Origin of the sequence: Pseudomonas sp. PAGU 2196, assembly GCF_022179005.1 — a bacterium.
Lineage (GTDB): Bacteria > Pseudomonadota > Gammaproteobacteria > Pseudomonadales > Pseudomonadaceae > Aquipseudomonas > Aquipseudomonas kermanshahensis.
In genome coordinates, this window is record NZ_BNTL01000008.1 from 61,307 (window position 1) to 81,342 (window position 20,036).

The following is a 20,036-nucleotide window of genomic DNA, read 5'->3' on the forward strand; positions in this document are numbered from 1 at the left end:
CTCCATTCCCGGTCAGAAGGACCCTCCTGTCATGCCTGTTGCAAGTCGTCCCCAGCTCGCCATTGCAATCCGTCGCGCCCTGTTCAGCTGTGTGCTGGTAGCAGGTGCCAGCCATTCATGGGCGGCGCTCGCACAACCACTGGAGGCGACGGCTACCAGGCCGTACGACATCGCCCCAGGGCCGCTCGGCCGGGTCATGGCCAGCTTCGCGCTGGCCTCCGGTGTGGCCCTGTCGTTCGAGCCTGCATTGACGGAAGGCCTGTACAGCCCAGGCCTCAACGGTCGCTATTCCCCGCGTGACGGCATGGCGCAACTGCTCGCCGGCAGTGGGCTCGAACTGGTCGAGCTGGGCGACGGCAGCTTCAAACTAATCAGGCAAGTGGCCAGTGGCGACGGCCTGACCCTGGCCGCGACCACCATCGACGCCAACAGCATGCGCTACGAAACCCTGCCAGAGGCTTATGCCGGCGGGCAAGTTGCCCGTGGCGGGCGGCTGGGCATGCTGGGCAACAAGGACGTGATGGACACGCCCTTCAACGTCACCAGCTATACCGCCAAAACCCTGGCGGACCTGCAGACGGTCACCGTCGCCGATGCCCTGGCGCGTGACCCTTCGGTTCGCTCCACGGGGCAGACCGGTGGCATCGTCGATTCGTTTTTCATTCGTGGCTTCCCTGTCGGTGAGGGCAACCTAGGGGAGCTTGCTTTCGACGGCGTGTATGGCGTGGCGCCCAACTACCGCGTGTTTACCGAATATGCCGAGCGCGTCGAGGTACTCAAAGGGCCAGGCGCGCTGATGTATGGGATTTCGCCTAACAGCGGGGTCGGCGGCGTGATTAACATCGTCCCCAAGCGCGCCCTGGCCGAGGACCTGACCCGTTTCACCGCAAGCTACAGCTCCGACACACAGACCGGTGGCCACCTCGACATCAGCCGCCGCTTTGGTGATCAGCGGCAATGGGGCGTGCGTTTCAACGGCAGCCTCGCCCAGGGCGACACGGCCATCGATGACCAGCAACGGGCGTTGGATATCGGTGCTATCGCCCTGGATTACCAAGGTGAGCGCCTGCGCCTGAACCTGGACTTCATCAGCCAGCGGGAGCGCTGGGATGCCGCGTCGCGGCCTTTCACCGTGGCGCCGGGTGTCGACGTGCCTTCGGCCGCCAATGGCCGCACCAACCTGCCACAGGACTGGGGCTGGTCGGACACCCGCGAGCAATCCGCGCTGCTGGGTGGGGAATACGACTTGAGCGATTCGTTGACTGTGTTTGCCCATGCGGGTGGCGGCAGGGCGGATGTCGCGCGGATGTCCGACCAGGTGCCGAAAATCCTCAATGACGCGGGCGACACCAGCAATACTCCGGGCTACTACAAGTTCAATGTCGACCGCTCCACCGCCGACGTGGGCTTACGCGGGCTGTTCGAAACCGGGCCGATCAACCATACCGTCACGCTCATGGCGACCCGTTACCAGGATGAGCTATCGCGGGGCATCAACAATGGCACGGAAATAATCTCGAACATCTATCACCCCATAGCGGTGCCCAAGCAGTACATCAGTGCGCCAAACGTGAATCGGGTGTCTGAAGCCGAGTTGTCCGGCGTAGCCATGACCGACACCTTGGCGGTGCTCGATGACCGCGTGCAACTGACCCTGGGCGTGCGCAGGCAAGCGATCGAGTCGCGTAACTACAGCACCGCAGGCGCGATGACTACCCGCTACAAAGACAGTGCGACGACGCCCGTGGTCGGGGTGGTGGTGAAACCCTGGGAGAATGTCTCGCTGTACTACAACTACGTCGAAGGCCTGAGCAAAGGCGATGTGGCACCGGCCACGGCGGGCAACGCCGGTGAAGCCTTTGCCCCCTATGAAACCAAGCAGCACGAACTGGGGGTGAAGTTTGAACGGGACACCTTCATGACCACCTTGGCGCTGTTCCAGATCGAAAAACCCAGTGGCGAACTGGGCGCTGGCAACCTGTTTTCGGTTCAGGCGCAGCAGCGCAACCGTGGCATCGAGTTGAGCATGTTCGGTGAAGTCGCGCCCGGTACCCGACTGCTGGGCGGCGTGACCCTGCTGGATGGCGAACTGACCGATTCGGCCACGGCGGCCAACAAGGGCAATGAGCCTGTGGGCGTGCCCGATGTGCAGGCCAACCTCTGGGCCGAGTGGGACACGCCTTGGGTCGAAGGTGTCACCTTGACCGGTGGCGCGATCTACACCGGCAGCCAGTACATCAACCAGGCCAACACCCAAGAGCTCGATGCCTGGACACGTTTCGATGTTGGGGCGCGCTACACCACCCACATCGAAGGCCGTCCTACCACCTTCCGGGCCACAGTGCAGAACGTCTTCGACCGTGAGTACTGGTCGGGGGTCGCTTCGTATGGCGCGATATCGCCTGGCTACCCACGCGCCCTGCAGCTGTCGGCCACGGTCGATTTCTGAGGCCGGTTCGGCCTGGGCGCACTCAGGGGGTTGTGGTCACTTGTTCATACGCCAGGGTCATGGTGTGCCAGGTATGCGTGTCTGCAGGTATCAGGTGTTCTATGCGCAGCGAGGCCACGGTCACGTCCAGCGGCATGCCAAAGGTGGTGAAGGTGGACAGGAACTTCAGCTCACCGTGGGCCGAGCGCAGGCGCGTCAACACGACCGGCGAAGGCGATGGGGCAATCGCCAGCGCGGCGGGGCAGGGCAGGTCTTGCAGAAGCTGCGCCAACTCAGGGTTGCCCGCCGCTTCCCGCGAGGCCCTGTGCCACGCGGTGGCGCGGATTTCATCGGCATTGATCAACTGGTCGCCCAGGCCCTCGGGGCACAGCAGCGTTTCCAGCAGGTTGAGCGGCGCATCATCACGGGGCTGTACCCCCGCCATCTGCAACAGCAGCCCGGCGCTGGTGTTGGCGGCGGTGATGTACCACATGCTATCCAGGACGATCGCTGGAGCGGGGTTGTTGGCCTGCAAAATATGCGCAATCGCCTCGTGCACCATTGCCATGGCGGGCGCATTCAGCGGCGACGCGGTGTAGCGGGGCGCATAACCTGCCGCGAGGAAAACCTCGTTGCACTCCTCCAATGGTACGTCCAACGCAGAAAGCAGGGCATGCAACGTGCCTGGGCTTGGTTTGGCGCGACCGGTCTCCACGCAGCTCAGGTGACGCTGGGATACGTTGGCGCGTAGCGCCAGCTCAAGCTGACTCAAACCTGCCTGTTGACGGTGCCGGCGCAAGTGGTTGCCTGCCGGGTTACCGGTTGAGGCGGTCGGGTGGAAAGGGCGGTTACTCATGGGGCAACTCTGACGGGGCGTGAGCGGGGCGTCGATGACCTGTGAGGTCATTGAGCAGTCTGCAACCATAGCACTACCTTGGCGCAGTATTGGTTAAGGAGCGTTGCAGATGAAAAGCACTTGGATCGCGCTGGCTACCCTGATGTCGTTCTCGCTATACACCGGCTGGACGATGTTCATTGCAGAGCAATCATTGCTCGCATTTGGCCTTGAACTGATGGCCCGGCCTGACACTGCGCAGGTTGTAATCGACTTGTACGTGATGGCTGGGCTTGCGTGCGCCTGGATGATCAGGGATGCCCGTTCGAAAGGGCGATCGTGGTTACGGGTTGCCCCTTTTTTGCTGCTCACGGCTGTGTTTGTGTCGGTGGGGCCGCTTCTGTACATCGTGTTTGAAGGCTTTGGCAGGCGCTCGGCACATCCTGCTCAGGAGGGGGCGTGATGCACGGTGCCCTGTCTGTCTATGCGGTCTGTGTGGTCGCGCTGTTCCTGAAGATGCTGGCGATCTCTTGCTACCAAGGCTATTGCCGCCTGCGTTACAAGGCCTTTACCAATGGTGAAGACGCGGCGTTCTTAGGGCGCTTGGCCAATGTTGACGAATTGCCGCAGGTCAGCCGGGCGGGCAGGGCTTGGGCGAATGATCTGGAGAATATTCCGGCGTTTTTTGCCTTGGCCGGCTTGGCTATTGCGCTGAATGCTGCTGCGGTCGTCATTATTTGGCTGAGTGTGGTGTTCACCGTTGCCAGGGTGGCGCATACGGTGTGCTACCTGAGCGGTTTGCAGCCATGGAGGACAGTCAGCTTTGTGGTGGGGCTGGTGTGCTTGCTGGGGCTGGCGCTAACGGTCTTGCAGGCTTGTTGGTTGTAAGTAGGCTTTAGGATCTTGGGGCGCAAAACGCCCCAACAATCTCAAGCTTAAACAAAGCCAGAGCAGGTCAGTTACTCACCATCAACTCCGGCCCAAGGTAATTGTTGACCAGCTCGATATCGTCGTCCCCCAGGCTGCCCACCGATGAGGCCAGGCGCAGGCGTGACATCAGGTAGTTCAACTTGGCCTCGAACAGGTCATGCCGTGCGTCGAACAGCAATTCCTCGGCATTAAGCACATCTGAGTTGGTACTGGTACCGCCCTCCTTGAAGCCCTTGCGTGTCGAGGTCAGCGAACGTTCGTTGGACGCGACGGCCTTTTCCAGCGCATGGATACGCATGGCGCCACTCTGCACGCCTCGGTACTCACGGGTGGTGCCGGAGATGACTTCCTGGCGGGTGGCGTCGAGCTCGTCCAGCGCTTTCGAACTGTTGGCGCTGGCCTGGCGGGTCAGCGCGCTGGTGCTGCCGCCGCTGTACAGCGGGATGTTCAGTTCCAGGCCGATCGAGCTGTACTGGTTGCGCTGGTTCAGCTCTGAAATCGATTGGCTGCTGCCCGCGGTGTAGCCCGCAACGAAGTCCAGGGTCGGCCAGTGCCCGGCCTTGGCCCGGTTCACCTCTTCTTCTGCCAGTTCGTAGCTGTGCCGGCGGGCGTGAATCAGCGGGCTGTCGGTTTGTGCTTTGACCAGCCAGTCCTGCAGGTTGCCCGGCAGCAGCGGCGGGGTGGTGAAGCCTGGCTGCAAGGTGGTCAGCGATGCCGGGGTTTCACCGATGTACTCCTCGAGCTTGCGGCGGGCGTTGACCAGGTTGTCCTGCGCCTCGATCAGGTCGGCCTCAGCCAGGTCGCGGCGAGCGACCGACTCGTCGATATCGGTCACCGTGCCGGCGCCCAGCTCCATGCGCCGTTTCGCTGACGCAAGCTGCTCCTCGAAAGCGTTCAGCTTGGCCCTGGCCAGGGTGATGGTTTCGCTGGCCAACAGCACATCGAAATAACTGTCGGCCAGGCGCACGGCGGCATCCTGGCTCTTGGCATCGAACACCGCGACGCTGTAGTCGGCACGCTGCTGGCCTTGGCGGTATTCGGCCATTTTCTGTTTGTTGAACAGCGGTTGGCGCAGGCGCACGCTGGCGCCTTTGGAGTCATAGTCCAGGTCGTTGTCCTGGCCGCTCTGGCGCTGCGAGCCATTGACCTTGTTGTAATAGGCCGTGGCATTGATCTGCGGCAGCAGGCCGGCCTGGCCGATGGCCCGGTTCTCCAGGCCGGCCTGTTTCTCATGCTCGGCGGCATGGTAGATGGGCCCTTGGTACTGCAGCAGGTCCCAGGCTTGCTTCAGGTCCATGGCACTGGCTGGCAAGGACAACCCTAATAGGCACAACATCAGGCAGTGGCGGTTCATCTCATTGCTCCTTGAAAGCGCTGTCGACGCGTTCGAGCATGGGTTTGAGCAGGTAGCTGAGCAGGTTGCGCTCGCCGGTCTTGATGGTGACGGTGGCCGGCATGCCGGGGCGTATGTGGTTGCTGCCCAGCAAGCTCATGCCGGCGGGTGAAACGTCCACCTGCGCCAGGTAGAACGGCTGCTTGCTCTCCTCATCGAGCAGGCGGTCGGCAGAGATGGTTTTCACACGGCCGGGGATGTTTGGGGTCTGAGCGTGGTTGAAGGCCGGGAAGGCGATGTCCACGGCAAGCCCTGGGACCATTTTGTCGATGGCCTGCACAGGGATCATCGCGTCGACCTGTAACGGCTCGTCGAGCGGGACGATTTCCATCAGCTTGGCGCCAGGCTGGATAACCCCGCCGACCGTGGCGATGCCCAGCGCCTGGACCATGCCATCGATGGGTGAGCGGATCACCGTGTGGGTCACTTCGTAGTCCAATGCACGCAAGCGGTCGGCCAGGGTGGTGTTTTCCTTGGCGGTGTCGGTCAGTTGCGACTCGACCTCTTTCAAGTAATCGTGCTGGCGCTGAAGCATGCGCAGCTTGATCTCGGTGGCCTGGCTGCGCACCCGGGCGATGTTGTTGAGGTTTTCGGCCTGGCCGGCGGAGAGGTCGGCGTTGCTGCGCTCCAGTTCCAGCAGGCGGTTGCGCGGTACATAGCCTTCGGCGGCCAGCACGCGGGTCCCTTGCAGCTCCTGGCCGAGGAAGTTGATCTGCGAGGCGCGGGCGCCGTACACCTGCTGCAGGCCTTTGAGCTGCACGGCCGATGCCGCCAGGTTCTCTTCGAGGATGCTGAGTTCGCCCGCCAGGCCGGCGCGGCGGGTGTCCAGCAAGCGCTGCTGCAAGTCCATGGCAGCCAGCAGGCGTGGGTCTGCGCCGAAGCGCTTGAGCAGCGCGGGGTCGAAGGTTACCGCGTCGCGGTTGTCGCGCTCGGCTTCGAGGCGGTTTTCCACGGTCTTGCTGACAATGTACTGGGCGCTGACTGCGCCCTGTTCGGCCACGGCCCGCAGGGCATCGAGGCGAACCAGTTCCTGGTCCTTTTTCACCACGTCGCCTTCGCGCACCAGGATTGCCTCCACGGTGCCGCCGCTCAGGTGCTGCACGGCCTTGCGATTGCTGGTGACCTTGACCGTGCCGGTGGCGACCACGCCGGCATCCAGCGGCGCCAGCCAGGCCCACAGCAAAAAGCCGCCGAAGCCGGCCAGCACCAGCCACAGGCCCCAGCGCACCGGTTTGCCGGCATCCAGGTCGATCAGGCTCTTCGCCTCGGCAGGGATCAACTCGGTCGGTTGGCTCATGTGCATGATCGGTTACTCCCGTACTTTTACCGAAGCCAGCGGCGCTGCTGCGGCCGCCGGTATCACGCTTGCCTTGCGCAGGGCGGCAAAGACTTCGTCGCGCGTGCCCAGCATCTGCACGTCGCCGTCACGCAGCATCAACACCTTGTCGACGGCGCACAGCACGTTGGGCCGGTGAGAAACCAGCACTACCGTGGCGCCACGGCCTTTGAGTTCGCCCAGGGCATCGACCAGGGCCTTTTCCCCGACATCGTCGAGGTTGGCGTTGGGCTCATCCAGCACCACCAGGTTAGGTTCGCCATACAGCGCACGGGCCAGGGCAATGCGCTGTTTCTGGCCACCGGAAAGCGGGCTGCCATCGGTGCCCAGGCGAGTGTCGTAGCCCTGCGGGAAGCGCAGGATCATCTCGTGCACACCGGTGCTCTTGGCTGCGCGGATGACCGCATCGCTGTCCACCTCGGCAAACCGCGCGATGTTGTCGGCGATGGTCCCTTCGAACAGTTCGACGTCTTGCGGCAGGTAGCCGAGCCACGGGCCCAGTTCGCCTTTGTTCCAAGTGAAGATGTCGGCGCCGTCCAGGCGCACCTTGCCGGCCTGGGTCGGCCAGACGCCAACCAGCAGGCGGGCGAGGGTGGACTTGCCCGAGGCGGAGGGGCCGATGATGCCGAGGCTTTCGCCCGGCGCCAGGCTGAAGCTCACCCCGCGCAGAATGGTGGTGTTGGTGCCGGGGGCGCCAGCAAACACGTTCTCCACGGCGAGCATGCCCAGGGGCCGTTGCAGCGACATGCTCGGTGGGCGGCGCGGGTAGTCCTGCAGCAGCTCGGTCAGCCGTCCCCAGGCTGACCGGCAGCCAAGCAGTTGCTTCCACGAGGCGATGACTTGTTCCACCGGCCCCAGTGCGCGACCGGTGAGGATCGAGCAGGCGATCATCATGCCCGGGGTGATCTTGCCTTCGATCGCCAGCAGCGCACCGGTGCCGAGGATCAGCGATTGCAGGGTGATGCGCACGAAGCGCCCGGTGCTGCTGATCAAGGCCGCACGGTCGGACGCCAGCGTCTGCATCTGCAGGATGCGCAGATGGCTCTGGTACCAACGCTTGCTTATCGACGGCAGCATGCCCATGGCCTCGATGACTTCGGCATTGCGCAGGTTGTTGTTGGCGTAGTTGGCAGACGACAGCGCCGCGTGGTTGGCCTCGGCCAACGGCTTGTGCGTGGCCTTCTCGGTGAGGTACGCCAGGCCGGCGAGGATCATCGAGCCGATCATCGTGACCAGCCCCAGCAGCGGGTGGATCAGGTAGCACACCAGCAGGTAGATGGGCGTCCACGGTGCATCGAAGAAGGCGAACAAGCCATTACCGGTCAAGAACTGGCGGACCTGTGCCAGGTCTTGCAGGGCCTGGGCCGGGTTGCCACCGGCGCGGTTCAGGTTGCGCTCGAAGGCGGCGCTGAAGATGCGCCGGTTGAGGTCCATGTCCAGGCAGTTGCCGACCCGGATCAACACGCGGGTGCGAATCATTTCCAGGGCGGACATCAGCAGGAACAGCCCGACCACCAGCACGGTGAGCATCGTCAATGTGGTGACGTTACGGCTGACCAGGGCGCGGTCGTAGACCTGGAGCATGTAGACAGCTGGCGTCAACATCATGACGTTTATCACGCCGCTGAAGCCTGCCAGTGAGTAGAAGCTGCGGCGCAGGCGAAAGAGCGCCTCGGCCAGCTCGGAACGGGTGCGCGGCTGCTTGTGCATCTTGGGCCTCCCTCTGTACCAAACCGGAGGCCGTTGCGGCGCTCTGGACTGCTCTAGATGTGGCTTCTGGACGGCACGCAGGCGGGTCGCTCTGTAGGCGAATCATCCGAAAACGCTGCGGTGCCCCACAAGCACGAGCGTAGGTTGCAACGAAACATCTTGTAATATCATTTCGCTCTATAAATTCTTTGAACTTTTTATAAGTCACGTAAAAACAGCGAGTTGCAACGCATTATCATCGAGAGTCATTTTTTCGACGGCTTATTGACAAGGTTTGAACCTACGACTTTAGTCTTGATTATTCGGGCCGCTCCTACGGACCGCGCTTGACCAGATGTCATCGCACCACCGATCCCGGAAAACCGAACCACGAACTGCGCACGTCAGTACTGACTGGGCGCGGGATGGACCCTGTTGCCCTGTGTCTTTCTCCCGATAGATCGAGGGCAATCTAAATGGCCAATTTCAGCAAGTCGGACCTGGAGTTCATCCTCAAGCAGATCTTCATCGCCGAAGCCCACGCCAAGGGCGCCAATCTCATCGATCTGCTGCCCAACAGCCAGGTGCCGTTTGGCTTGCGCACCGTGGACGGCAGCTACAACAACCTGGTGGCCGGGCAAAGTGAGTTCGGTGCCGCTGACAATTCCTTCCTGCGTTTGCTTGATGCGTCGTACCGCGCGGCCTATGCCGGCACCGGCACGGTGGTCGACGGGCAGCCGCGCACCATCAGCAACCTGATCGTCGACCAGACGCCGAACAACCCCGCCGCCGTCGAAGCCAATGGCGGCGCGGCGCCGGTGATGAGCCCCGGCCTCGATGGGGTGTTCGGCACGGCTGACGACAAGCCCGTGTTCTTCATCCCCAACCAGTCTGCAGACGCGGGCCTGACGGCCGGTTTCAACGCCTGGATGACCTTCTTCGGCCAGTTCTTCGATCACGGCCTGGACTTGGTGACCAAGAGCACCACCGACATCGTGTTCATTCCGTTGCAGCCGGACGACCCGTTGTACGTGCCCAACAGCCCGACCAACTTCATGGTGCTGCCACGTGCCGTGCGCACGGCCGGCGCGGACGGTGTGCTGGGCACGGCCGACGATGGCCAGCCCAACACCACCTCGCCGTTCGTGGACCAGAGCCAGACCTACAGCTCGCACCCCTCGCACCAGGTGTTCCTGCGCGAGTACATGCTCAACGCCGCGGGCGACCCGATCGCCACCGGGCGGCTGATCACCAACCGCGATCTCGGCGCCGACGGCAAGTTCGGCACGGCTGACGATGGCAATGGCGAAAATGGCGGCATGGCCACCTGGGCCGTGGTCAAGGCCCAGGCCCGCGACCTGCTCGGTATCAACCTGACCGATGCCGACGTGCACAGCGTGCCGCTGCTGGCGACCGATGCCTATGGCAACTTCCTGCGCGGGCCCAATGGCATGCCGCAGGTGGTAATGCGCGTCAGCAATGGCGCCGATGGGGTTGCCGGCACGGCCGATGATGTGACCCAACTGGTCGAGGGCAATCGCGCCGCGCCGATCAGCCTGGCCAATGCTGTCAGCACCGGGCACGGCTTCCTCGACGATATCGCCCACAACGCCGCGCCCGTGGTGGTCGGCGGCGTGCTGCAGGCCGACGGCGACACCGCGGTGGGCAATGCGCAGCTGGTGGGCCCAGGTGGCAACAACCTGACCTACGACAACGAACTGCTCGACGCCCACTACATCGCCGGCGACGGCCGGGTGAACGAGAACATCGGCCTGACCGCCGTGCACCACGTGTTCCACTCCGAGCACAACCGCCTGGTCCAGCAATCCAAGGACACCATCCTCGCCGCAGGCGACCTGGCCTTCCTCAACGAATGGCTGGTGGATGACGTTGCCGCGCTGCCGACCACACCTGCCGCGATCGCCGCGCTGGTGTGGGATGGCGAACGCCTGTTCCAGGCCGCCAAGTTCGGCACCGAGATGCAGTACCAGCACCTGGTGTTCGAGGAGTTCGCCCGCACCATCCAGCCGCAGATCGACGAGTTTCTGGCGCCCAACGGTTATGACACCTCGATCAACCCGGCCATCCTCGCCGAGTTCGCCCACGTGGTGTACCGCTTCGGCCACTCGATGCTGACCGAGACCGTCGACCGCTTCGACCCCGAGTTCAACCCCGTTCTTACCGACCCCAACAACCCCGACCAGCAGCTTGGCCTGATCGCTGCCTTCCTCAACCCGCTGGCATTCGCTGGCAGCGGGGCGACGGCCGATGAAGCGGCAGGGGCAATCATTCGCGGCGTGACGCGCCAGGTCGGCAACGAGATCGATGAGTTCGTTACCGAAGCCCTGCGCAACAACCTGCTGGGCCTGCCGCTCGACCTGCCGGCGCTGAACCTTGCCCGTGGGCGCGACACCGGTATCCCCTCGCTGAACGAGGCGCGCCGTGAGTTCTATGCCGCCACCGGCGACAGCCAGCTCAAGGCCTACATCAGTTGGGTCGATTTTGCCGACCACCTCAAGCACCCGGCATCGCTGGTCAACTTCATCGCCGCCTACGGCACCCATGCGACGATCACCGGGGCGACCACGCTGGCTGACAAACGTGCCGCCGCCATGGCCTTGGTGTTCGGGGGCGATGGCGCGCCGCTCGACCGCCTGGACTTCCTCAACGGCACCGGCACCTGGGCCAACGTGACCCGGGCCGGCAAAGACGGCGTGCTGGGCACTGCGGACGACGTGAGCGGGGTGACCATCACCGGCGTCGACACCATCGACTTCTGGGTCGGTGGCCTGGCCGAGCAGAAGATGCCGTTCGGCGGCATGCTGGGCTCGAGCTTCAACTTCGTCTTCGAAACCCAGCTGGAGGCGCTGCAGAACGGCGACCGCTTCTACTACTTGTCGCGTACAGCGGGCCTGAACTTCGGCACGGAGCTTGAAAACAACTCCTTCGCCAAGCTGATCATGCTTAACTCCGACGTCACCCACCTGTCCAACACGGTGTTCCTGACGCCGACGTTCACCCTTGAAGTGAACCAGGCCAACCAGTTCACCGGGCTGGGTGCCGACGGCAAGGCCGACCCTACCGGCGGCATCATGATCTACGGCCAGGAAATCGTCCCGCTGGTGATCCGCGACAACCCGGATACCGTGGGCCCCGACAGCAACTACCTGCATTACACCGGCCTGGACCATGTGGTTCTGGGGGGCACTGCGGGCAATGACATCATCATCTCCAGCGAGGGTGACGACACGCTCTACGGCGACGGCGGCGATGACCGCCTCGAAGGGGGCGCCGGCAATGATGCGGTGCTGGGTGGCGCGGGCGATGACATCATCACCGATTCGTTCGGCGACAACCGCCTGGAAGGCAACGCCGGCAACGATGTAATCGTCGCCGGCAGCATGGGCGTTGCCGGCAACCTGATCCTGGGCGGCGATGGCCAAGACTTTATCATCACCACCGAAGACATCAGCACCACGTTCGGCGGCCAGGGCGACGACTTCATCCTCGGCGCCAAGACCAACCTGCCGCCCACCGGCAACGAGGGCGATGACTGGATCGAGAAGGGCACCCAGGACGGTGCGCCCGGCGACAACTTCGCGCCGCTGCTGGGTGACGAAGTGATCGGCAACGACATCTTCGTCGGCGGCGGTGGCTTCGACGAGATGATCGGTGAAGGTGGCGATGACATCTTTGTCGGCAGCGATGCCCAGGACAAGATGGACGGCATGTCCGGTTTCGACTGGGTCACCTACAAGAATGACCAGGTCGGCGTCACAGTCGACCTGAGCCTGGCCGCACTGGCGCAGCCCCATGGCAACGCGCCTAACCAGAACGCCGGCGTGTTCAACCCGGTCGGCGCCTCGCCGGCCTCGATCCTCGACCGCTTTGCCGAAGTCGAAGGGTTGTCCGGTTCCAAGTTTGGCGATGTGCTCAAGGGTGACGACGTCGATGCAGTCACCATCCTCAACCACGGCGGTGCCACTGGCAGTGCGCTGACCAATGTGGCGCTGATCCACGGGCTGCAGCAGTTCCTGGCTGACGCTGGTTTGCCCACCACCGGCTTTGCCACCGGCAATATCATCCTCGGTGGCAATGGCAGCGACCTGATCGAGGGCCGCGGCGGCGATGACCTGATCGACGGCGACAAGTGGATCAACGTGCGCATCGCGGTGTATGCCGCCGGCGACGTCAACCATACCGGGCCGGAAATCGCCAGCTTCGACAGCATGGTCGACATGATCCCGTTCATGCTCGACCGCACCTATAACCCAGGCCAGCTCAAGGCCGTGCGGGAAATCCTGCCGGGCACTTCGACGGGTGGCGCGGCGTTCGATACCGCTGTGTTCTCCGGTGTTCAGGCCGACTATGTGGTTACCCAGAACAACCGTGGCACAGCCGATGTGTCGGACGATGTGTGGACGGTGACCGACACCGTTGCCGGCCGTGACGGCGTCGACACCCTGCTGCATATCGAGCGCCTGCAATTTGCCGATGGCCAGCGCGTGCTGGTGACCGGGGTGAATGCGCAGCCAACCGGCAGCCCGACTGTCACCGACAACAACGCTGGCGCGATCACCGTGGGCGACATGCTGACCGTGAGCATGGCCGGGGTGCGCGATGGCGACAATGTATCGCTGACCAATCCGCAAGGCGTGCTCAACAACACCTCGGTGTCCTACTACTGGCAGTTCGAAGCGGACCCAGGCAGCGGTGTGTTCGAGGACATCATCCTGCTGCCGGCCGGCGACCTGGCGTTCCAAAGCGCCGATGGCACGGCGTTCAAGGTCTCGCCAGACCTTGCCGGGCTGTCACTGCGGGTGAAGGCGATCTACCAGGATGCGCACGGCACCACTGAAGTGCTGTTCTCACAACCCACGGCCGTGGTCGAGGCGGGCGCCCCTGTGGTGCCGACCGCGCCGACGCCGGTAGTTGATGCCAGCGAAGGTGGCGCAGGCCTGCACATGGTCCGTTCCGATCTCAATTTCATCCTCGCGCAAATCAAGATCGCCGAGGCTGATGCCGCCGGGCAGGACATCCTCTCGCTGATACCGAACATTCGTGCACCCCTGGGGCTGCGAGCAGTCGACGGTTCGAACAATAACCTGATGAACCTCAACGGCATCAACAACACCCAGTTCGGGGCGGCCGATAATGTCTTCCCACGCCTCACCGACCCGGTGTTCAACCCCGCTGAAGGCGCGCCTGCCGGCTTCTTCGGCCCAGGCTCGCCGGCCATTCCTGGGTCGTCGTACCAACAAACCAGCGGCGCAGTGTTCGACTCGCAGCCGCGCACCATCAGCAACCTGATCGTCGACCAGACCTCGAACAACCCGGCCGCCTATGCCACGGCCTTTGACCCTGGCGCCGACGGCGTGCTCAACTTCGGCACGCCGGGTAACGACGATGTGCTCAAGGATGGCGTGCGGGTCGTCGCCAGCCCCGGCCTGGACGGGCAGTTCGGCACCAATGACGACCACGACGTGTACCTGTTCGAGAACACCACCGCGGATGCCGGGCTGTCTGCGCCGTTCAACGCCTGGATGACTTTCTTTGGCCAGTTCTTCGACCATGGCCTGGACCTGGTCACCAAGGGCGGTTCGGGTACTGTGTACATCCCGCTGCAACCGGATGACCCGCTGTATGTGCCGGGTGGCAACACCAACTTCATGGTGCTGACCCGGGCCACCAACCAGCCAGGGCCGGATGGCATTCTCGGCAACGCCGACGATATCCATGAGCACAGCAACACCACCACGCCGTTCGTGGACCAGAACCAGACCTACAGCTCGCACCCGTCGCACCAGGTGTTCCTGCGCGGCTATCAGATGACGGACCATGGCCCCGTCGCCACGGGCCGGTTGATCACCAACCGCGACCTGGGCGCCGATGGCAAGTTCGGCAGTGCCGACGACAGCGAAATCGGCGGCATGGCGACCTGGAAAGTGGTCAAGGCGCAGGCCAATGACCTGCTCGGCATTCACCTCACCGATGCCGACGTCAACAACGTGCCGCTGCTGGCGACCGATGCCTATGGCAACTTCATCAAAGGGCCCAATGGCTACCCGATGGTGGTCATGAAGGGCGCCGATGGCCTGGGCGGCACGGCGGATGACGTGCTGGTCGAAGGCAACCCGTTGGCGCCTATCGACCTGACCAACGCCGTGCGCACCGGGCACGAGTTCCTCGCCGACATCGCCCACAATGCCGTGCCAGTTTTCAGCGGCGGTGTGTTGGCACCCGATGCAGGTACCCAGGTCGGCAACGCCGTCCCGGTCAACCCGCAGACAGGCGCCAACCTGGCCTACGACAACGAGTTGCTGGATGCGCACTACATCGCAGGCGACGGCCGGGTTAACGAAAACATCGGCCTGACCGCCGTGCATGCGATCTTCCACGCCGAGCACAACCGGCTGGTGGCCCAGACCAAGGACACCGTGCTCGACTCGGGCGACGTGGCCTTCCTCAACGAGTGGCTGCTCAACCCTGTAAACGCACTGCCGGCCAGCCAGGCCGAGATCGATGCACTGGTGTGGAATGGCGAGCGGTTGTTCCAGGCAGCCAAGTTCGGTACCGAGATGCAGTACCAACACTTGGTGTTCGAGGAGTTCGCCCGCACCATCCAACCGCGTGTCGACCTGTTCTTCGCCCCGACCCAGGTGTACGACGTCGACCTCGACGCCTCGATCGTCGCCGAGTTCGCGCACACGGTGTACCGCTTCGGCCACTCGATGCTGACCGAGACCGTCGACCGTTTCGACATCGACTTCAACGTGGTCAAAGACCCCTCCAGCGCCGACCCCGACCAGCAGTTGGGCCTGATCGCCGCGTTCCTCAACCCGCTGGCGTACGCCGCCAGTGGCGTCACCCCCGAGGATGCGACCAGTGCCATCGTGCGCGGGGTTACCCGCCAGGCCGGTAACGAAATCGACGAGTTCGTCACCGAGGCGCTGCGCAACAACCTGCTCGGGCTGCCGCTCGACCTGCCGGCGATCAACATCGCCCGTGGCCGCGATGTCGGTATCCCTTCGCTCAACGCCGTACGCCGCGACATCTATGGGCAAACCGGCGATACCCAACTTAAGCCGTACACCAGTTGGGTCGACCTGGTGCAACACCTCAAGCATCCGGAGTCGTTGATCAACTTCATCGCCGCTTATGGCACGCACACCACCATCACAGGGGCTACAACCTTGGTGGACAAGCGTGCGGCGGCGATGGCGCTGGTGTTCGGTGGCGACGGTTCGCCGCTTGACCGGCTCGACTTCCTCAACGGCACCGGGGCCTGGGCCAACGTGACACGGCCCGGCAAGGACGGCGTGCTGGGCACGGCCGATGACCTGAAGGGCGTCACGGTGACGGGTGTCGATGCCATCGACCTGTGGATCGGCGGCCTGGCCGAAGCGAAAACCCCGTTCGGCGGCATGCTTGGTTCAACGTTCAACTTCGTGTTCGAGAACCAGTTGGAAAAACTCCAGGACGGCGACCGCTTCTACTACCTGGAGCGTACCGCTGGCCTGTCGATGAACGCGGAACTGGAAAGCAACTCGTTCGCCAAGCTGATCATGGCCAACACCTCGGCCACCCACTTGCCAGGCCTGGTGTTCTCCGACCCGGCGTTCTACCTCGAAGTGGACCGCAGCAAGCAGTACAACGATGGCCTGGGCAATGCCGACCCGCTGGGCGAGAACGGCCAGCAGGTGGTGTTCCGCGACAGCCCGCTGACCGCAGGGCCGGACAGCAACTACATCCGCTATGCCGGTGACGAGCACATTGTGCTGGGGGGCACCAACGGCGCCGATGTGCTCGTCTCCGGCGGGGGGGATGACACGGTCTGGGGCGATGCCGGCAATGACCGCATCGAAGGCGGCAACGGCAACGACCAACTGCGCGGCGGTGCCGGCGACGACATCATCAGCGACATGGGCGGTGACGACAATATCCAGGGCGGCGACGGCAACGACGTGCTGCACGGCGGTAATGGCATCAACCTGATCATTGGCGGTTTCGGCAACGACTTCATCGTCACCGGTGAAGACGCCTCCGAGGCCATCGGCGGCCAGGGCAATGACTTCATCCTGGGCAGCAAGGCCAACGAACAGGACATGGGTAACGAAGGGGACGACTGGATCGAGAAGGGCACCTCGGACGGTGCCCCTGGCGACAACTTCGACCCGCTCGGCAACGACCCGATCATCGGCAACGATGTGTTTATCGGTGGTAACGAGAACGACAAGTTCAACGGCGAAGGGGGCGACGACATCATGGTCGGCAGCCTCGGTTTCGGTGACCGCTATATCGGCGGCTCGGGCTACGACTGGGCGACCTTCAAGGGGCTCGCCCAAGGGGTGACCATCGACTACAGCGACCGCTTCTTCGATGTGCCGCCGGTACCGGGTTCGGGGGCGTCGGCGCTGGTGCGTTTCGACATCATGGAGGGCCTGTCAGGCTCGGCGCACGGTGACTTCCTGCGCGGCGACAACGAAGATGCCGCCTCGCTGCCCACCGCCGGTGCCAATGGCAGCGTGCTGACCAACATCAGCCTGATCAACGGCCTGGCCGATCTGCTGGCGGCTGGCGCGACGTTCTACGACGGCGGCAACATCATCCTCGGCGGCAGCGGCAGCGACCTGATCGAAGGCCGCGGCGGTGACGATATCCTCGACGGTGACAAGTGGCTCAACGTGCGCATCAGCGTACGCGCCAACAGCGATGGCACCGGCCCGGAAATCGCCTCGTTCGACAGCATGGAGCCGATGGTGCCGTTCATGCTCAACGGCACCTACAACCCCGGGCAACTGGTGATCGTGCGGGAGATCCTGAAAGGCACTGACAACTTCGACACTGCGTTGTTCTCAGGCGTGGCGACGGACTACAACGTCGTGGTCGACGGCAATACCGTGATTGTCACCGACCTGGTAGCGGGGCGTGACGGGGTCGATCGGCTGACCGGCATCGAGCGGCTGCAGTTCTCCGACCGGGCCATCGCCTCCGGTGTTGGCACGGCCGCCAACGCAGGCCCAACGGGCCACCTGGTGATCCTCGACGATGCCACCGGCGTACGCGATGACACACCGGTGGCTGGCCAGCTGCTGCGGGTCACTGACCTGGCCGTGCACGACGCGGACAACACCAGTGCAAGCAACCCGACCGGCGCGGTCAACGGCCCAGTGGCTTACTACTGGCAGGTCGAGCAATTGCCGGGTTCGGGGGTGTATGAGGACATCACCTTCGTCGCGGCCGGCGAAGTGTCGCGGGCCATCGGCAGCACCTACCGGGTGACCGACGATGTGGCGGGGCTGAGCATTCGGGTGCGGGCGGTGTATCAGGATGCCAAGGGCACCCTGGAAATCGTCGACTCGGCGCCCAACAGCGCGCCGAGCGCCGGGCCGGCCGTGACCGGCTTGCTGATACAGAACCAGACGCTGACCGCCAACCCGGCCACCATTGTCGATGCCGACGGCCTGAGCAACCCGCAGTTCACCTTCCAGTGGCAGTCGAACCGGGGCGTTGGCTGGGTCAACATTGCCGGTGCCATCAACAGCACCTTCGTCCTGACCCAGGCGCAGGTGGGGCAGAACATGCGGGTGGTGGTCAGCTACGTGGATGACTTCGGCGTGCACGAAAGTGTTGCCTCCGACATCCTCGACCCGGTGGCCAACGTCAACGATGCACCGACAGGCGCGGTGCTGATCAGCGACACCACACCCGACCGCGGCCAGGTGCTGACCGCGCTCACCGCTGGCATTGCCGACCTCGACGGGCTGGGTGCGTTCAGCTTCCAGTGGCAGCAAGGCAGCGGCAGCAGCTTCAGCAACATCGTCGGCGCAACGGCGGCCACCTTCACCCCGGGCTTTGCCCAGGGTAACCAGCAACTGCGGGTGATCGTGCGCTACACCGACGGCTTCGGCACGCTGGAGACGCTGACGTCGGCAGCAACCGCGCCCGTGGTGGTGCCGCCCGGTGTGACCCTGGTCGGTACCAACGCGGCCAACACCCTGACCGGTTCGGCGGGTAACGACGTGATCTCGGGCCTGGGCGGTAACGATACCCTCAACGGATTGGGCGGCGCGGACCAGCTGTTCGGCGGCCTGGGTAACGACGTGCTCAACGGCGGTGACGACCCCGACATCCTCAACGGCGACGATGGCAACGACACCCTCAACGGCGGGCTTGGCGCGGACGCCATGAACGGTGGTGCCGGCAACGACACGTTCGTGGTCGACAACGCCGGTGACACGGTGACCGAAGCGCTGAACGGCGGGACCGACCTGGTGCAGACCAGCCTAGCAAGCTACACGCTGACGGCGAATGTCGAGAACCTGACCTACACCGGCAGCAGCAGCTTCACCGGCACCGGCAACGCTTTGGCCAACACCCTCACTGGGGGGGCCGCCAACGATGTGCTCAATGGCGGTGCGGGGGCTGACCGCCTTGTGGGTGGCGTCGGCAATGACACCTACGTGGTCGACAATGCCAACGATGTGGTGGTCGAAGCGTCGGGTGCCGGTACCGACACCGTGCAGACCTCGCTGGGTACCTACACCCTGGCCGGCAACGTCGAGAACCTGACCTTTACCGGGGTGGGCAACTTCACTGCCACGGGCAATGGGCTGGCCAACCTCATCAACGGCGGGGCAGGTAATGACACGCTCAATGGTGACGGCGGCAACGACATCCTCAATGGCAACGCGGGCAACGACACGCTCAACGGTGACGCCGGCAACGACCAGCTGTTTGGTGGGCTGGGCATCGATACCTTGAACGGCGGCGGTGGCGATGACAGCCTCGATGGCGGTGATGGCAATGACTCACTGCAGGGGGGCGCTGGCAACGACACGCTGCTGGGCGGCCTGGGCAACGACACCCTGGACGGTGGCGTCGGCGTCGATTTGCTGCAGGGTGGCGATGGCAACGACACGCTGTTTGGTGACGTCGGCAACGACACCTTGCTGGGCGGTGCCGGCAACGACTTCATCAACGGTGCCGCTGGCAACGATACGGTCACAGGTGGGGCGGGCAACGACACGATGATTGCCACTGACGGCAATGATGTCTTCCAGTTCGCTGCAGGCTTTGGCAACGACCTGATCATCAACTTCGATGCCATCGCGTCGGGCGGCCAGGACCGGCTGGACATCACCGCGCTCAACATCACGGCTGCCACCTTCGCTGCCAGCGTCACCATCGCCGATGTCGGCGCTGATACGCTGGTCAGCATCGGCGCTGCCGACTCGATCCGCCTGGTGGGGGTGGCCGACGCCACGACGGTGACGGCGGCAGACTTCATTCTGGCGGGGTAAGTGGCTGAGCGTTCGTCCTCTCAGGATTGACGCGTCCTCGTGTAGGAGCAGCCTTGTGCTGCGAAGGGGCCGGTGACAGCACAGCGTATTTTTGCTGCTGTCACCGGCCTCTTCGCAGCACA

The 20,036-nt window shown here is 63.8% G+C and carries 8 protein-coding genes; 4 read left to right on the plus strand and 4 right to left on the minus strand.

What is annotated here, in order from left to right:
- The first annotated feature begins 31 nt into the window (after nucleotides 1-31).
- Nucleotides 32-2,449 (plus strand): TonB-dependent receptor, encoded by a 2,418-nt coding sequence (locus MFF34_RS07760; protein WP_238212033.1) that lies wholly within the window; start codon nucleotides 32-34, stop codon nucleotides 2,447-2,449.
- 22 nt (nucleotides 2,450-2,471) lie between these two features.
- On the opposite strand, the gene MFF34_RS07765 is transcribed toward MFF34_RS07760, so the two are convergent.
- The gene (locus MFF34_RS07765) at nucleotides 2,472-3,284 is read right to left on the minus strand and encodes a helix-turn-helix domain-containing protein (RefSeq protein ID WP_238212036.1); all 813 of its coding nucleotides are present in this window, start codon (nucleotides 3,282-3,284) and stop codon (nucleotides 2,472-2,474) included.
- A gap of 109 nt (nucleotides 3,285-3,393) precedes the next feature.
- Between MFF34_RS07765 and MFF34_RS07770 the strand changes: the two genes are divergently transcribed.
- Nucleotides 3,394-3,726: a DUF2834 domain-containing protein gene (locus MFF34_RS07770; RefSeq protein WP_238212039.1), complete on the plus strand. Its 333-nt coding sequence runs from the start codon at nucleotides 3,394-3,396 to the stop codon at nucleotides 3,724-3,726.
- The gene (locus MFF34_RS07775; RefSeq protein WP_238212060.1) at nucleotides 3,726-4,151 is read left to right on the plus strand and encodes an MAPEG family protein; all 426 of its coding nucleotides are present in this window, start codon (nucleotides 3,726-3,728) and stop codon (nucleotides 4,149-4,151) included. Before MFF34_RS07770 ends, MFF34_RS07775 begins: the two co-directional genes overlap by 1 nt.
- A gap of 67 nt (nucleotides 4,152-4,218) precedes the next feature.
- Here the strand turns inward: MFF34_RS07775 and MFF34_RS07780 are convergent, their stop codons facing one another.
- From MFF34_RS07780 to MFF34_RS07790, 3 genes are read right to left on the minus strand one after another with little or no spacing between them, the layout of a single operon-like run.
- The gene (locus tag MFF34_RS07780; RefSeq protein ID WP_027593774.1) at nucleotides 4,219-5,547 is read right to left on the minus strand and encodes a TolC family outer membrane protein; all 1,329 of its coding nucleotides are present in this window, start codon (nucleotides 5,545-5,547) and stop codon (nucleotides 4,219-4,221) included.
- 1 nt (nucleotide 5,548) lies between these two features.
- The gene (locus MFF34_RS07785; RefSeq protein WP_238212062.1) at nucleotides 5,549-6,889 is read right to left on the minus strand and encodes an HlyD family type I secretion periplasmic adaptor subunit; all 1,341 of its coding nucleotides are present in this window, start codon (nucleotides 6,887-6,889) and stop codon (nucleotides 5,549-5,551) included.
- 6 nt (nucleotides 6,890-6,895) lie between these two features.
- The gene (locus MFF34_RS07790; protein ID WP_238212064.1) at nucleotides 6,896-8,632 is read right to left on the minus strand and encodes a type I secretion system permease/ATPase; all 1,737 of its coding nucleotides are present in this window, start codon (nucleotides 8,630-8,632) and stop codon (nucleotides 6,896-6,898) included.
- A gap of 455 nt (nucleotides 8,633-9,087) precedes the next feature.
- On the opposite strand from MFF34_RS07790, the gene MFF34_RS07795 reads away from it, so the two are divergent.
- Nucleotides 9,088-19,914, plus strand: a complete 10,827-nt coding sequence (locus tag MFF34_RS07795; RefSeq protein WP_238212067.1) for a peroxidase family protein — start codon at nucleotides 9,088-9,090, stop codon at nucleotides 19,912-19,914.
- Nucleotides 19,915-20,036: the final 122 nt, after the last annotated feature.